This window comes from Enhydrobacter sp., assembly GCF_030246845.1.
In the GTDB taxonomy this organism is placed as follows: Bacteria; Pseudomonadota; Alphaproteobacteria; order Reyranellales; family Reyranellaceae; genus Reyranella.
In genome coordinates this window covers 5,094,054-5,109,270 of sequence record NZ_CP126889.1, presented here as the reverse complement: position 1 = coordinate 5,109,270, position 15,217 = coordinate 5,094,054, and the positions used below count along the sequence as shown (strand labels likewise).

Annotated in this window: 11 protein-coding genes; 2 read left to right on the top strand and 9 right to left on the bottom strand. The window is 67.7% G+C overall.

The window, feature by feature from the left end; genetic code table 11:
* Positions 1-1,107 (bottom strand): LLM class flavin-dependent oxidoreductase, encoded by a 1,107-nt coding sequence (locus tag OJF58_RS25400; protein ID WP_300780652.1) that lies wholly within the window; start codon positions 1,105-1,107, stop codon positions 1-3.
* Between the two features lie 71 nt (positions 1,108-1,178).
* Between OJF58_RS25400 and OJF58_RS25395 the strand changes: the two genes are divergently transcribed.
* The gene (locus OJF58_RS25395) at positions 1,179-2,450 is read left to right on the top strand and encodes an alkaline phosphatase family protein (RefSeq protein ID WP_300780651.1); all 1,272 of its coding nucleotides are present in this window, start codon (positions 1,179-1,181) and stop codon (positions 2,448-2,450) included.
* A 77-nt stretch (positions 2,451-2,527) separates the two neighbouring features.
* Positions 2,528-3,973: an aldehyde dehydrogenase family protein gene (locus OJF58_RS25390; RefSeq protein WP_300780650.1), complete on the top strand. Its 1,446-nt coding sequence runs from the start codon at positions 2,528-2,530 to the stop codon at positions 3,971-3,973.
* A gap of 107 nt (positions 3,974-4,080) precedes the next feature.
* Here OJF58_RS25390 and OJF58_RS25385 read toward each other — a convergent pair whose 3' ends face one another.
* From OJF58_RS25385 to OJF58_RS25350, 8 genes are all read right to left on the bottom strand, one after another.
* Entirely contained in the window at positions 4,081-5,445 is a 1,365-nt protein-coding gene (locus OJF58_RS25385) for an IS1182 family transposase (RefSeq protein WP_300778177.1), read from the bottom strand.
* A 119-nt stretch (positions 5,446-5,564) separates the two neighbouring features.
* The gene (rpmG, locus tag OJF58_RS25380; protein ID WP_296383948.1) at positions 5,565-5,732 is read right to left on the bottom strand and encodes a 50S ribosomal protein L33; all 168 of its coding nucleotides are present in this window, start codon (positions 5,730-5,732) and stop codon (positions 5,565-5,567) included.
* A 100-nt stretch (positions 5,733-5,832) separates the two neighbouring features.
* Complete coding sequence (locus tag OJF58_RS25375; protein ID WP_300780649.1) at positions 5,833-7,407, bottom strand: S41 family peptidase; 1,575 nt, start codon at positions 7,405-7,407, stop codon at positions 5,833-5,835.
* A gap of 61 nt (positions 7,408-7,468) precedes the next feature.
* Complete coding sequence (locus OJF58_RS25370) at positions 7,469-7,873, bottom strand: DUF983 domain-containing protein (protein ID WP_300780648.1); 405 nt, start codon at positions 7,871-7,873, stop codon at positions 7,469-7,471.
* A gap of 23 nt (positions 7,874-7,896) precedes the next feature.
* Positions 7,897-10,143 (bottom strand): ribonuclease R, encoded by a 2,247-nt coding sequence (gene rnr, locus OJF58_RS25365; RefSeq protein WP_300780647.1) that lies wholly within the window; start codon positions 10,141-10,143, stop codon positions 7,897-7,899.
* Complete coding sequence (gene topA, locus OJF58_RS25360) at positions 10,136-12,823, bottom strand: type I DNA topoisomerase (RefSeq protein ID WP_300780646.1); 2,688 nt, start codon at positions 12,821-12,823, stop codon at positions 10,136-10,138. The genes rnr and topA overlap by 8 nt, the downstream gene beginning before the upstream one ends.
* 50 nt (positions 12,824-12,873) lie before the next feature.
* A complete protein-coding gene (dprA, locus tag OJF58_RS25355; protein WP_300780645.1) occupies positions 12,874-13,929 on the bottom strand; it encodes a DNA-processing protein DprA in 1,056 nt (351 codons plus the stop codon).
* 51 nt (positions 13,930-13,980) lie between these two features.
* A complete protein-coding gene (locus OJF58_RS25350) occupies positions 13,981-15,156 on the bottom strand; it encodes an MFS transporter (RefSeq protein ID WP_300780644.1) in 1,176 nt (391 codons plus the stop codon).
* Between the last annotated feature and the right edge of the window lie 61 nt (positions 15,157-15,217).

Here is a 15,217-nt window from a genome sequence, read left to right as displayed (position 1 = left end):
CTACTCCGCCGCCATCTTCTGCGTTTTCGGCTTGAGATGCTGCACCTTGGGCATCACCTCGCGCGACAGGAGCTCGAGCGAATGGCGCCAGGCTTCGGGCTGGTTCGCATAGTCGAAGCCGAACACCAGGAGCTGGCCGAAGCCGCCGACCTCGTCGTAGATCCTCTCGATCTTCTCGATCACGGTGCGGGGCGAGCCGATGATCCAGTTGTGGTGCGCGCAGTATTCCGGCGTCACATCCGAATCGGGCACGCTCTGGTCGTGCTTCAGGTACTCGAAGAAGCCGAACTGCGCGAGCAGCGGCAGGAAGTACTCCCGCATCATGCGGCCCATCATCGAGCCTACGGAGAGCCGCATGGCTTCCTCGTCGGTGTCGGCGACGAAGACCTCGCGCACCATGCGCCACTCGCCGCGATCGGGCGTGCGGCCGGTCTTGGCGGCGCCGATCTCGACCGACTCCCAGTGGCTTCCGACATAAGCCGGATTGAGGTTGAGGCTCATCGGCAGGAAGCCCCTCTCGCCGGCAAGCTTCAGCGTGTCGGAGTTCTTGGACAGGCCGGCGACGCCGATCGGCGGGTGCGGGGTCTGCATCGGCTTGATGTGCGGCTTCAGGAACCCGAACATCGTATCGGGGTTGGTGACGTGCCAGTACTTGCCCTTGTAGTCGAACGGCCCCGTGGCACTCCACATCTTCAGGATGATGTCGAGCGCCTCGCGCGTCATGTCGCGATTGACGCCCGACATGCCGTCGACGTTGAACATCGCCCAGTCGCTCGGCAGCCCGGACGCGGCGACGCCGAAGTTGAGACGGCCGCCCGAAATATGATCGAGCATGGCGACCCGGTTCGCGAGCTCGGCCGGATGATGGTAGGGCAGCAGGAAGCCGCCGGGGCCGAGACGGATGTTCCTGGTCTGCATCAGGCCCTGCGCCACCAGGAGGTCGGGCGACGGATGCGGTTCCCACGGCGCGGTGTGATGCTCGCCGATCCAGCATTCGGTGAAGCCGAGCTCGTCGAGCCAGCGGATCACCTGCAGATCCCATTCATGGCCGTCCTTGAGCGGCCTCTCCGGGGGGTGCGACGGCATCGTGAAATATCCGAACTGCATCGTTTCCTCCTGGGTATTTTCTCCAGGAAGTCGACTACCATCCCCAAAGCTTCGCAAGGGTTGATTTGACGATGACGAAATCTCGCCGCGCGGTATTCGTTTGTTGCGACGGCCTCGGCCGCGACTGGATACGGCAAGAGAAGACTCCCGTCCTGCACGATCTCGCCCGCAGGAGTCTTTGGTGCGAGGCGCACAGCGCGGTGTTTCCTTCGGTGACGCGTGTGTCCGCCGCATCGGTGTCGACGGGTTGCCAGCCGGCGCGCCACGGCCTGCACGGCAATCGCATGGGGCTGATCGAGGAGGGCAGGATCGTCGTGCGCGACGTCGGCCATCCGGACTTCCGCATGCATCTGCGACGGGCCACCGGGCGCACGCTGCTCGTCCCCTCGCTTGCCGAGCGGGTGGCCGGCGAGGGTGGCTTCGTCGCCTTCTCGAACGTCTCGCCAGGCGCGGCCTATTTCCTCGATCCCGACCATTTCGGCTATGTCTATCACCGGGCCGGTTCCTACGCGCCCGGCGGCGAGCGTATCGCGGGCGCCGATGCGCTGGAGGTCAGCCACGATCTCGCCGGCGACTGGGCGATGACCGGGCGCTTTTGCACCGAGGTATTGTGCGATCGGCGGCCGGCGGTCGCGATGCTGTGGCTCGCCAATCCGGACCTGACGCTCCATGGCGCGCCGCTCGGCTCGCCGGCGCACCACGAGGCGCTCGGGCAGGCCGAGCGCTGTGTGCTCGAGGTTTTCCGCACGGTCGAGCGGCTGCGCAGCGCGGGCGAGGACATCCTCCTGCTGATCGGCTCGGATCACGGCCAGGAGACAATCGGCGATTGCATCGATGTCGCCGCCTGGCTGGCCGATCGTGGCCTCGGCGCGGAGCTGGAAGCAGGCGAGGTGGCGGTGGCCGGGCAGGGAACGGCGGCGCTGCTTTATGCGACGGATCGCGGCCGGGCGCCGCTGCTCGCCGTGCTCGACGAGATGCGGCGGGCGCCGTGGGCCGCCGGGGTCGTGGTCGAGGCCGGGCTTGCCGGACGTGGCCATGCCGCGCGCGACGGCGTCGTTGCCGCGGTCAACATGGCGCGGCAGGATGAACCCAATGCTCATGGCGTGCGCGGCCGGCGCTGGGTCGTCGCCGAGCCTGGCAAGCCGGCCGCCATCGGCAGCGGCCAGCATGGCGGCTGGGGACCCGACGAGACCAGACCCTTCCTCTTGGCGAACGACGGTGGCCGGCTGTCGGGAACGGCCGGCCGCGCGACCTCGCTCACCGATATCGCGCCGACCGTCGTCCAATTCCTCGGGCTCTCCGTCGAAGGCTTCGACGGAGAGCCGCTGCGGCTGAAAAGCTGATCGTCCCGTACCCTCTATCCACCTCGGCGTGAGGTGCTTAACATGCGGCAAGGACGACAGATCGAGGAGAGACGGCCATGCAGGAACGGCTTCAGTTCTACATCGACGGCAAGTGGGTGGATCCGGTCGCGCCCAAGGCGATCGACGTCATCAATCCCGCCAACGAGGAGCCGTTCGCGCGCGTCTCGCTCGGATCCAGGGCCGACGTCGACAAGGCCGTCGCCGCCGCACGCCGCGCCTTCGAAAGCTATTCGCGCACGACGCGCGAGGAACGGATTGCGCTCCTCGAGAAGATCATCGCGGCCTACAAGGGCAAGTTCCAGGCGATCGCCGAGGCGATCAGCCAGGAGATGGGCGCCCCGCTGTGGCTCGCCAAGGCGGCCCAGGCGGCGACAGGGCTCGGCCATCTGAACGAGGCCGTGAAGATCCTGAAGAGCTACAAATTCGAGGAAATGCACGGCACGACCGCCATCGTGAAGGAGCCGGTCGGCGTGTGCGGCTTCATCACCCCCTGGAACTGGCCGATCAACCAGATCGCCTGCAAGGTGGCGCCGGCGCTCGCAGCGGGCTGCACGGTCGTCCTCAAGCCGTCGGAGGTGGCGCCGATGAACGCCATGCTGTTTGCCGACGTGCTGCACGAGGCGGGGGTGCCGCCGGGCGTGTTCAACCTGGTCAACGGCGACGGCCCCACGGTCGGCGAGGCGATGTCGACCCATCCGGGCATCGACATGATGTCCTTCACCGGCTCGACCCGGGCCGGCATCGCGGTTGCCAAGGCGGCCGCCGATACGGTGAAGCGCGTGGCGCAGGAGCTGGGCGGAAAGTCGGCCAACATCGTGCTCGACGACGCCGATCTCACCAAGGCCGTCTCTGCCGGCGTGATGAGCATGATGCTGAACTCCGGCCAGTCCTGCAATGCGCCGTCGCGCATGTTCGTGCCGCGCGCCAAGAACGACGCCGCCATCGCGATCGCGAAGGCGGCCGCGGAGAAGGTCAAGGTCGTCGACCCGGCGACCCCCGATGCCGGGCCCGGCACGATCGGTCCGGTGGTGAGCGAGGTGCAGTTCAACAAGATCCAGGCGCTCATCCAGAAGGGAATCGAGGAAGGCGCGACCCTGGTGACCGGCGGCCCGGGCCGGCCCGAGAACATGAACCGCGGCTACTATGTCCGGCCGACGGTGTTCGCCAACGTCACCAACGACATGACCATCGCGCGGGAGGAGATCTTCGGTCCGGTCCTCACCATGCTGGCCTACGACAGCGAGGACGACGCGGTCGCCCAGGCCAACGACACCGCCTATGGCCTGTCGGGCTATGTGCAGTCGGGCAATATCGACCGCGCCCGCAAGGTCGCCGCCCGGCTGCGGACCGGCAATGTGCATCTGAACGGTGCCGGCCCCGATTTCGGCGCGCCCTTCGGCGGCTACAAGCAGTCGGGCAACGGCCGGGAATGGGGCGAGCACGGCTTCGAGGAATTCCTCGAGGTCAAGGCGGTGATGGGCTGGGCGCCCAAGGCCGCATAGTCCCGCGCAGCATGAAAAAGCCGCCCGAAAGGGCGGCTCAGGCCGCTGACAAACCCCGTCGATTTTTCAGCGGGGTTTTTTGTTGATGGTGTTGGAATTTGATCGGATCAGGCCGGAACGGGGATAGGCGCCATTGCGAGAGCGATTTTCTTGATGTTCTGGGCAGCGGCAGCCAGCAAGCACTGGCAGGCCACGGCGAGGAGACCACGGAAGCGGGCATAGCGGTGGCCGTGGAGTTGCTTGGCATCAGCGAAGGAGCGTTCGACCGTCTCCTTGCGTCGCTTGTAGATGCGCTTGCCCCAAGGGGTCAGCCGATGAGCGTCGGTGCGCTCGCGAACCTCGGCCCAGACATGACGGGTAATCAGGCGCGTTGCGTTGGCGCTGGACGTACAGGAAGCGAGCAACGGGCAGGCTCTGCAAATGGCCGGATCGCTGGTGTAGTGTCGATATCCGGTGCGATCGGTGGTGGCGTAGGTGAGAAGCTGGCCCTGCGGACACCGATAGCCATCCACCTCTGCCTCATAGTGGAAGGCCTTGTTCGGCATCATGCCGGATCGCGGCGGCGTCGGTCGGCGATAGCCGATCACGCCCAGTACACCGCGCTCCTCCAAGCCCTTGGCAATGCCAGTGGTCGCATAACCGGCATCGAGGCCGACGGCGCCGACATTGAAGTCGAAGCGGCGGCGTTGGCGGTCGAGGCGGCCGAGATACACGATGGAATCATGCACGTTGGCGGGCGTCGCATAGGTGTCAGTGATGATGCCCAGGCGACCATCGACCGTGCGGTGGTCGAGATAGAAGAAGCCCTTCGGCTTGCCGTCACGCACCATGTAGCCGCTCTCCGGATCGGTGCGTGAGACCTTGGTCTCCTTCTCGATCGGCTGGCGCGCTTTGTCCTTCAGCGGCTTCTTGCCGTGCGCGGCACGATCCTCCCCGATCGCTGCATCAAGCGCATCCCAATAGTCCGAACGCGACTTGGCGACCACGGCAACGTCATAGCGGTTCTTGTTGGCGTTGGCCTTCAGGTGCGTCGAGTCGGTGTACAGCACCGTGCCATCGACCAGGCCGTGACGGATCGCCTGCTCCACGATCGCATCGAAGATGTCCTGCGCGACCGACGTGTCGTTGTAGCGCCGGCGTCGGTTCTGCGACAGCGTCGAGGCGTCGAATACCGGATCGGTCAGCTTCAGCCCCAAAAACCAGCGATAGGCGATGTTGACCTCGATCTCGCGCACCAACTGCCGTTCGGAGCGGATCCCGAACAGGTAGCCAATGAACAGGGCCTTGAACATCGCCACCGGATCCAGCGGCGGGCGCCCATTGTCGGGGCAGTAAAGCCCCGCCACACGCTCATGGATAAACGAGAAATCGATCACCGCTTCAATCTTGCGGAGCAGGTGATCCTTCGGAACCAGACCCTCGATCGCCACGAGTTCGAGTTCGATCTGTTGCGGTAGCGCCTTCTTCAGCATACCGCCTTGAATCAAAAACCCCTGGCAAATGCCAGGGGTTTGTCAGCGGTCTGAGCCGCCCGAAAGGGCGGCTTTTCTGATCCCGAGCGAAGCAGGGAATCTATCGCGGCATCGGCCGGTCACTTCATCTTGGATTCCTTGAACACCACGTGCTTGCGCGCCACCGGGTCGTACTTCTTGAGCTCGAGCTTCTCGGTCTTGGTGCGCGGGTTCTTCTTGGTCACGTAGTAGAAGCCGGTGTCGGCGCTGGACACCATCTTGATGAGGATCGAGGTCGGCTTGGCCATGGTCTTTGTCCTTAAGCCCCGTGGGCGAATTCCGGGAAGGCCGGCAAGGTAGTCGGCGCACGCCGGCTGTCAAGCGCATCGGTGCCCGCAAGCGGCTCCGTCAGCGGGCCGACGCCTGGTCGATCGCGCCCAGTCGCACGGCCTCGGCATAGAGCTTCGGGTTGCGCAGCAGGCGGTTCGCGATCTCGACGTCGCGCCCCGACGTCTCTTCGGCGGGCGGGCATACCTTGCGCATGTGGGCCACCTCCTGAGCGCTCGGATCGCGCTCGGCGTGCCACTGCCGCAGCAGCGCCCGGTTCGCGTCGACGGCCGATGGTCCGAGCGTGTCGGGGCTCGTCACCTTGGCGCTGCAGACATTGGGCATGACCCCGAGCTCGTTCCAGGTGTAGCCCGATGGCGCCACCAGCCGCGACCAGGTCAGGATCAGCTCGCCCTGGTTCACCAGCCGGACCACGGTCTGCACCGTACCCTTGCCGTAGCTGGTCGTGCCGATGACGACGGCCCGTCCCCGGTCCTGCAGGGCCGCGGCGACGATCTCCGCGGCCGAGGCCGAGTTGCCGTTCATCAGCACCGCCACCGGCAGCTCGTTGGCCCAGGCGTGGCTCTCGCTGCGATAGGTGTGCTGGCTGTCGGGATGGCGCCCCTTGGTCGAGAAGATCACCCCGTCGCCGACGAACAGCTCGGCCACGCCTTCGGCCTGATCGAGCAGGCCGCCACGGTTGCCCCGCATGTCGATGATGATGCCGGCCAGTTCGGGGCCGATGTCGGCGTGCGCCTTGTCGATCGCCTGAGCAAGCGCGTCGGTCGTGGCGGTGTTGAAGCCGGTGAGATGGATCAGGGCGATGTTGCCGTCGCGCTCGTAGGTGACCGTGGTCGGAATGATCCGGCCGCGCTGCAGCAACATCGTCAGCTTTTGGCCGTCGCTCGGCCGCAGGACCGTGAGCGAGACCGGCGCGCCGACGGGGCCGCGCAGCTTGTGGACGACGTCGATCAGCGGGCTGTCGACCATGTTCTCGCCGTCGATCTCGAGGATCTGGTCGCCGGCGCGAACCCCGCCGGTGCCCGCCGGCGAGCCGTCCTGGACGGCGATGATCATGACCTTCTTGTCGTCGGTGCGCTGGACCGTGATGCCGATGCCGCCGCCGCCGTCGCGCTGGAAGCGATTGTCGCGCGCCTCCTCGGGATCGGCGTAGCGCGTATTCTTGTCAAGCTGCTTGGTCGTGGCCACCATCGCCCCCTTGGTGAGGGCGTTGCGGTCGGTGTTCTTCAGCACCGGGGAGGCGTCCACCGAGGCCGAGAACAGGTCGGCCAGCATCGCGCCCCAGGCCTTGCCGTCGGCCGGATCGGCCGGCGCCCGGCGGGACACGATCTCCTTGCCGTCCCGCGTCACCGTGTAGATCTGGCCGTCGGTGCGCAGCGACAGCGCGGGATCGGCGCTGGCGAAGCCATGGTAGGTCTCGAGCGAGATCTTGCGGAAGTCGGGCGCGCTGAGGTGCCGCTCGGCGATCAGGCGATAGGCCTGCGCGACGACCCGCTCGGGACTGACCTCGGAAGAAGCCGCATCTGAAGGAGGTGTGGAGGCGTTGGTCGTTCCGCAGGAAGCGACCAGCGAGGCGGCGAACAATGCGGCTGTCGCATGGGACAGCGCCAGCCGGAAAAAACGAGTCAACGACACGCGGCTACCCTACGACAAGCGGCGGCAGAGGCAAGCCAATAGAATGTGTTCATCGTGCAAATCAGGAAGAAAGATCCGGTCCGTCGGTCGAGGGCTTGGGCGCCGCCATGCGATGGACCCACAGCAGCGCGATCAGTGCGCCCTTGATGCGCGGCAGCAGGAGCAATGCAAGCAGGACGGAGAGCGGCAGCCACAGCAGCGCGTGGAACCAGAGCGGCGGCTGGTTGCCGTAGCGCTCCAGCACGAGGACAAGCGGGACGATAATATGGCCGACCGCGAGGATGGTGAAATAGGCGGGGGCGTCGTCGGCCCGGTAGGGCTCGAACACGAGATCGCAGGCCGGGCAATGGCTGCGCATCTTCAGGAATCCTCCGAACAGGGCGCCTTCGCTGCAACGGGGACAGAGGCCTCGCCAACCGCGCTTCAATGCGGTCAGGAAAGCAACGGGAGCGTGTATCGCGGCCATGGGCGCCAAGATGGGGGTTCGGCTCACCGGCGTCGTCGCGACCGTTTGTCCCGAGCGGGCCTTCCGTGCGCGACCGGACGACGCGGGCGCCGGCCGCGCGGCAGGGCGTGACGCTCGACACGCTCGATCACATCGACAAGCTCGAACAGCAGGCCGCCGGTGGCGGCATCGGCCTCCACCAGCTTGACGCGCAGCCGGTCGCCCAGCCCGAAGCTCTCGCCGGTCCGCTCGCCGATCAGCATCTGCCGGCCTTCCTCGTGTCGGAAGAATTCCGGACCCAGGCTGCGGATCGGCAGCAGCCCGTCGGCCCCCGTCCCGTCGAGGGAGAGGAAAAGGCCGAACCGCGTCACCGACGTGACCCGGCCGGGGAAGGAGGCGCCGACATGCTGGGCCATGTAGGCCGCGACATAGCGGTCGAGCGCTGCGCGCTCGGCGGCGACCGCCCGGCGCTCGCACATCGAGAGATGCTCGCCGAACTCCTCGAAGCGGCCGCGATCCGCCTCGGGCAGGCCGCCGTCGCCCAGTCCGAACGCGGCGATCAGCGCACGGTGCACGATCAGATCGGGAAAGCGGCGGATCGGCGAGGTGAAATGCGCATAGCGCGCGAGCGCCAGACCGAAATGGCCGAGGTTGCCGGGGGCGTAGACCGCCTGGCTCTGGCTGCGCAGGATCGTTTCGTTCACCAGCCGGGCCACCGGCTTGTCGGCGGCGGCGTGCAGCACGCGGTTGAGATCGCCGGGCTTGAGGCGGGAGCCCGCGGGCAGCGCGATGCCGAGGGTGGCGAGGAACTCCCGCAATGCCTCGAGCTTGGCCGGATCGGGCTGGTCGTGGACCCGATAGAGGCAAGGGGCGTGGCGCTGCTCCAGCGCCTGCGCGGCCGCCACGTTGGCCAGCACCATGAACTCCTCGATCAGCCGGTGGCTGTCGAGGCGCTCGCGCACGCCGATCTCGGCGATGCGGCTATCCTCGCCCAGTCTGACCAGCCGCTCCGGCAGGTCGAGGTCGAGCGCGCCGCGTCTTTCGCGCGCCGCCAGAAGGACGCGGAACGCGCCGTAGAGCGGCTTGATGACGGGCTCCAGCAACGGGCCGGTCTCCTCGTCCGGCACGCCGTCGATCGCGCGCTGCACGCGCGTGTAGGTGAGGCGGGCAGCCGAGCGCATCATGGCGCGGTGGAAACGGTGGCGCTTGAGCTGAGCGTCGCCGTCGATCCACATCTCGGCCACCAGGACCGGCCGGTCCTGGCGCGGCATCAGCGAGCACCAGTGGTTGGAGAGGGCCTCGGGCAGCATCGGCACGACCCGGTCGGGGAAATAGACCGAGGTGCCGCGACGATAGGCGGCGCGATCGAGCGCCTTGTCGGATCGCACGTACCAGGCGACATCGGCGATCGCGACCAACAGGCGCCAGCCGCCGCGATGGGCGGGGTCCGGCTCGGCATAGACCGCATCGTCGAAATCGCGCGCATCCTCGCCGTCGATCGTGACCAGCGGCAGCTCGCGCAGGTCGAGGCGGCTGCCCAAGGGCGCCGCGCGGGCGCGCTCGGCCTCGTCGAGCGCCGCCTGCGGGAAGTCGATCGGCACGTCGTTGGCGGCGATCGAGATCAGGCTCACGGTGCGCGGGTCGCTCATCGGGCCGATGCGCTCGATGACGCGGGCCCGGCGCGAGAGGTGGCCGCCGACCTCCTCGATCCAGACGATATCGCCCGGCCGCGCGCCGTTGCGGTCGGCCGGCCGGACGTCGAATTCGCGCCGCAGCTTGCGGTCGGTCGGCGTCACCGTGCCATGACCGCCGCGGCCCGCCGGTTCCTCGTAGAGGCCCAGGATCTTCTTCGGGCCGCTGCCGAGGCGGCGGATGATTCGGGCCTGGTAGGCCGCCTTGCCGCGGCGCCTGAGCGAGGCGAGGACGCGATCGCCGACGGCGGGCGCCGGACCGCCACGGCCGCTGTGGGGATCGATCTCGATGCGCGGGGCGGGGCCGTCCTTCTCCTCGTCGTGGCGACGCGGCACGGCCAGCAGGTGGCCATCCTCGTCCACCTTGACGATCTCCAGCACGGCGACGTCGGTGAGCGCACCCGGATCCTTGAACGTCTTGGCGCGATCGGCGGCGATTTCGCCGGTGTCGCGCAGGTCGCGCAGCAGATCCTTGAGCTCGATGCGCTGGTCGCCTTTCAGGCCGAAGGCGCGGGCGATCTCGCGCTTGCCGACCGGTGTCGCGCTTTCCCTGATGAAGGTCAGCAGTTCGTCACGGGTCGGGATGCGACCCTTAGCCATCGGTGCCGGTGCGGGGTGGCGTCTCGGCCTTGGCCTTGCGTTTGGGGGCGGCCTTCTTCCGCGCGGCTGTCTTCTTTGGCGCCGGCTTCTGCCCGGTATCGTTCGCCGCGGCCGGCGCAACCTTCTTCGGCCGGGCTGCCTTCACCTTCTTTCCACCGCCCTTGGCAGCGCGCTCGGCCAGCAGCCCGGCCGCCTGCTCGACGGTGAGGTTTTCCGGCTTGATGTCGCGCGGCACGGTGGCGTTGACGCCGCCATGCTTCACGTAGGGCCCGTAGCGGCCCTCGTAGAGCTCGATCGGCTGCCCATCGCCGGGATGGCTGCCGACGATGCGGACCGGCTTGGCCGCGGCGCGACCGCGCGCCTGCCTGGCTTCGGCCAGCAGCGCCACGGCGCGGTTCATGCCGATATCGAGCACGCTTTCGTCGGCCGGGATCGATTTGTACTTCTTGCCGTGCTTCACGTATGGGCCGAAGCGGCCGACCCCGGCCACGATCGGCTCGCTGTCGTCCGGGTGCGGCCCCAGCTCGCGCGGCAGCGCCAGCAGCGCCAGCGCCTTCTCGAGCGTCACGTCGTCGGGCGTCATGCCGCGCAGCAGGGACTGGCGCTTGGGCTTCTCCTTGCCCTCCGGCTCGCCGAGCTGGACATAGAGACCGTAGGGGCCGTTGCGCAGGGTCACTTCCTTGCCGGTCTCGGGATCGATGCCCAGCAGCTTCGGCTTGTCGAGATTGGCGCCGGATGCCGCATCGGCTTCCGAATCGACGATGCCGAGCTTGCGGGTGAAGCGGCATGCCGGATAGTTCGAGCAGCCGATGAAGGCGCCGAACTTGCCGAGCTTCAGGCCGAGCCGGCCGGTGCCGCAGGACGGGCATTCGCGCGGACTCTTGCCGCCATTGTCGTTGGCCGGAAAGAAGTGCGGCCCCAGCTCCTCGTCGAGCTTGTCGAGGACCTCGCTCACGCGCAGATCCCTGGTCTCGCCGACGGCGGACGAGAACTCCCTCCAGAAGTCGCGCAGCACCTGCCGCCAGTCGATCCGGCCGCCCGAGATGTCGTCGAGCTCCTCCTCGAGATGGGCCGTGAAGTCGTACTCGACGTAGCGCGGGAAGTAGGTCTGCAGGAAGGCGGTGACGATGCGCCCGCGATCCTCCGGCACGAAGCGCTTGCGCTCGAGCCGGACGTACTTGCGGCGCTGCAGCACGTCGATGATGGAGGCATAGGTCGACGGTCGGCCGATGCCGAGCTCCTCCAGCTTCTTCACGAGGCTCGCTTCCGAGTAGCGCGGCGGCGGCTCGGTGAAATGCTGCTCCGGGATGACCTCGCGGCGCTCCAGCGCCTCGTTCTCGACGACGTCAGGCAGGATCGCGTTGCCGTTTTCGTCCTCCGGCTTGTCGTCGCGGCCCTCGTCGTAGAGCGTGAGGAAGCCGTTGAACCGCACCACCGAGCCGGTGGCGCGCAGGCCGACGTTCTTGTCGCCGCTGGCGATATCGACCGTCACCTGGTCGAGCACGGCGCTTTCCATCTGGCTCGCGACCGTGCGCTTCCAGACGAGCTCGTAGAGGCCGAGCTGGTCCCGGTCCAAATAGCGCGCCACGTCCTGCGGGGTGCGGAAGAGGTCGGTCGGCCGGATCGCCTCGTGCGCTTCCTGGGCGTTCTTGGCCTTCGACGAGTAGAGGCGCGGCTTCTCCGGCAGGTAATCGGCGCCGTATCGGCTTTCGATCAGGCGGCGCGTCTGGCCGATCGCCTCCGGCGCGAGCTGGACGCCGTCGGTCCGCATGTAGGTGATGAGGCCGACCGTCTCGCCGCCGATATCCACGCCTTCATAGAGTCTCTGGGCGATATGCATGGTGGTCGCCGCGCCCAGCCCGAGCTTGCGCGACGCCTCCTGCTGCAGGGTCGAGGTGATGAAGGGCGGCGGCGGGTTGCGCCGCACCTGCCGGCGCTCGATCGCCGAGACGGCAAAGGCCCGGCGCTCGATCTCGCGCTTGGCCGCCTCGGCGCGCTCGGCGGAGTCGAGATCGAACTTGTCGAGCTTGCGGCCATCGAGATGGGTGAGGCGGGCCTTCAGCGTCTGCTTCTTCGATGTGCCGAAGATCGCGTCGACGGTCCAGTATTCACGGCTTCGGAAGACCTCGATCTCGGCCTCGCGCTCGCAGATCAGGCGCAGCGCCACCGACTGCACGCGGCCGGCCGAGCGGCTGCCCGGCAGCTTGCGCCACAGCACGGGCGAGAGGGTGAAGCCGACGAGGTAGTCGAGGGCGCGGCGCGCCAGATAGGCGTCGATCAGCGGCTGGTCGAGCTCGCGCGGATGGGCGACGGCGTCGAGCACGGACTGCTTGGTGATGGCATTGAAGGTGACGCGCTTGACGTCTACCCCCTGCAGGGCCTTCTTCCGGCCGAGCACATCCTTCACATGCCAGGAGATCGCCTCGCCCTCGCGATCGGGGTCGGTGGCGAGATAGAGCCTGCCGCCTTTGCCGACGGCCTTGGCGATGGCGTCGAGCCGCTTCTGGGAAGGCGCATCGACCTCCCAGTCCATGGCGAAATCCTCGTCGGGCCGGACGGAGCCGTCCTTGGCGGGCAGATCGCGGACATGACCATAGGAGGCCAGGACGGTGTAGCCGGGGCCGAGATACTTCCCAATGGTCTTGGCCTTGGCAGGCGACTCGACGACCAGCACATTCATCGTCGAACAAGCTCCAGTAAAACCTTAATGACCGGAGCTAGATCGCTGATTCATATCAGAGATACGCGGTTACCCCGGTGCCTTTCCAGGCGACCTTCCAGCTCGAGGGCCAGCAGGATCTCCGCCACGGTGGCGGCGGACACTTGGCATCGGCGTACCAGTTCGTCAACCGGAGTGGGTACGGCGCCCAGCGCCTCGACCACCTTTGCCGTGTCCCTGCCATCGCCATTTTGTACTGGTTTCTCAGGAGGTTGGGCGAACGACTGAGGCCGACCGAACACACTTGTAATATCGTTGACGTCCCGCACCAGGATAGCCCCGTCCCTTATAAGGTTATTGGAGCCGCCATAGCGCGGATCGAGGGGCGAGCCGGGAACGACAAAGACCTCGCGTCCCTGCTCGGCCGCCCGCTGCGCCGTGATCAGCGATCCCGAGCGGGCGGCCGCCTCGATCACGATCACGCCTGCGGAAAGACCGCTGACGATACGGTTGCGGCGGGGAAAGGCGCGGGCGACCGGCGGTGCGCCCATGGCCGCCTCACTCAGCAGCAGGCCCTGACGGGCGATCGCCTGCTGCAGGCGCGCGTTCTGCGGTGGATAGACCTGGTCCACGCCGCCGGCCATCACCGCGACCGTTCCGGTAGCCAGTGCCGCGTCGTGCGCGGCCGCGTCGATGCCCCGGGCGAGGCCCGAGGCGATCACGAATCCCGCCTTGCCCAGATTGCCGGCGAGATCGCCGGCGAACCTTCGTCCGGCCATCGAGGCATCGCGCGCGCCGACGATGGCCAGCGTCGGGCGGCCAAGCAGGCGCATGTCGCCAACGCCCGAGAGCACTGGCGGCGCATCGGGCAAGGCTGCGAGCGCCGCCGGGTAGTCGGCGTCGCCGAACACCAGAAACCGGCCGCCGAGCTCCGCCAGCGCCTGCTCTTCCGATGCAATTGCCGCTTCGGGCACGGTGCGGATCTCGTGGCAGGCGGCGCGCGCCGCTCCGAAATGCGCCAGCGCCTCGTGGAAGGAGACCGGACCGATGCGCGGTGTTCGCGCCAGGCGCAGCCGGGCGCGGCGTTCAGCCGGATCGAGCGCGGGAACAGAAAGGCCATCGAACATGGCTCGATCCTAAAACGATAATGCAAACAAGTAAAACAATCGAAAGTTGTGTCACGAAGACATCCGTCGGCAAGACAGCGCGCCGATCGTGCCCAGCACGCCGAGCACGGCGCCGAGCGGGCCGAAGCCCTCGAAGCCCACGGTGCTGATCATGACGGCGCCCAAGCCTGCCGCGCAAATCCAGCCGAGGCTGGCCGAGGTTCCATTCAGGCCGAGCACGGTGCCACGGACCTCGTCCGGCACGGCGGCGAGCGACGCCATGTAGGACGGCCGACCCAGGGCATTCAGCATCACATAGAGGAACCCCAGGGCGACCGAGATCGCCGGAGCGGGGTGCCACATGAAGAGTCCCAGCGCCGCGAGCCCCGACATGGCCATCGCAATGGCGAAGGTCCGCAGCCGATCGCGCAGCCGGTCGGCGAGCTGACCGCCGAGGATCGTTCCCAGCACGTTGCCGAGGGCGAACACCGCGAGGGGGATGGCCGTCGCCGCCAGGGAAAGTCCATAGACCGCCTGCAGGAAGGTCGCGAAATAGACGGCAGCCAACCCGTAGCAGATGCGCTCGGCAATGCCCGTGCCCAGCAGCGCGAGCACGCGCGGCGAGAGCGCGCGGCGCAAGGCCGGCCGCTGTTCGGCGCGTGTGACAGGCCGCCTGCCGGAGCGAACCGTGAGCAGCAAAGCGAGGCTCGCCACGAAGGCGAGGCCGCCGACGCAGACATTCCAGCCGCGCCAGCCGATCGCCGACCCGACCCAGGCAGCGAGCGGCACGCCGACCACCAGCGTGAGCGACTGGCCGCCCATCACCCAGCCGAGCGCGCGGCCGCGCTGGCGGTCCTCGACGCGTGAGGAAACTTCGGTGAACACCACGCCGGTGAAGGCGCCGGCGCAACCGCCCGCGCCGCTTGCCCACACCGCGACCCAGAGAAAGCTGCCGGCGCTCGCCTGGCCGCACATGGCAAGGGCCAGCGCGATCAGCGCGGCGACCAGGAGCGCCCGGCGGCCGACCAGATCCGACAGGTAGCCGGCTGCCGCCGAGGTGACGCCCCAGGCCGTCGCCGTCATCGACACGAGATTGGCGACGAGCGGCATGCTGACATCGAGATCGTGCGCCATCTCGAGCAGGAACGGCGCGCGTGTCGTGCCGCTCGAGGTTGCGGCAAAGGAACCGAGGCAGGCGGCGCCGATCAGGGCCCAGGGCAGGGCGCGGGAAGCGGAGGGGACGGTCATGACGCCGGAGCGCGCGACCCTATATCGGCCGGACCGGGCCGGAGCAATCGGGCGGGAATCG

What these genes read in the sequence shown, in the direction of transcription:
- dprA (WP_300780645.1), bottom strand. Translation starts at nt 13,929, where the DNA reads ATGTTCGATGGCCTTTCTGTTCCCGCGCTCGATCCGGCTGAACGCCGC.
- OJF58_RS25395 (WP_300780651.1), top strand. Translation starts at nt 1,179, where the DNA reads ATGACGAAATCTCGCCGCGCGGTATTCGTTTGTTGCGACGGCCTCGGC.
- OJF58_RS25400 (WP_300780652.1), bottom strand. Translation starts at nt 1,107, where the DNA reads ATGCAGTTCGGATATTTCACGATGCCGTCGCACCCCCCGGAGAGGCCG.
- rnr (WP_300780647.1), bottom strand. Translation starts at nt 10,143, where the DNA reads ATGGCTAAGGGTCGCATCCCGACCCGTGACGAACTGCTGACCTTCATC.
- OJF58_RS25390 (WP_300780650.1), top strand. Translation starts at nt 2,528, where the DNA reads ATGCAGGAACGGCTTCAGTTCTACATCGACGGCAAGTGGGTGGATCCG.
- OJF58_RS25350 (WP_300780644.1), bottom strand. Translation starts at nt 15,156, where the DNA reads ATGACCGTCCCCTCCGCTTCCCGCGCCCTGCCCTGGGCCCTGATCGGC.
- topA (WP_300780646.1), bottom strand. Translation starts at nt 12,823, where the DNA reads ATGAATGTGCTGGTCGTCGAGTCGCCTGCCAAGGCCAAGACCATTGGG.
- OJF58_RS25385 (WP_300778177.1), bottom strand. Translation starts at nt 5,445, where the DNA reads ATGCTGAAGAAGGCGCTACCGCAACAGATCGAACTCGAACTCGTGGCG.
- rpmG (WP_296383948.1), bottom strand. Translation starts at nt 5,732, where the DNA reads ATGGCCAAGCCGACCTCGATCCTCATCAAGATGGTGTCCAGCGCCGAC.
- OJF58_RS25370 (WP_300780648.1), bottom strand. Translation starts at nt 7,873, where the DNA reads ATGGCCGCGATACACGCTCCCGTTGCTTTCCTGACCGCATTGAAGCGC.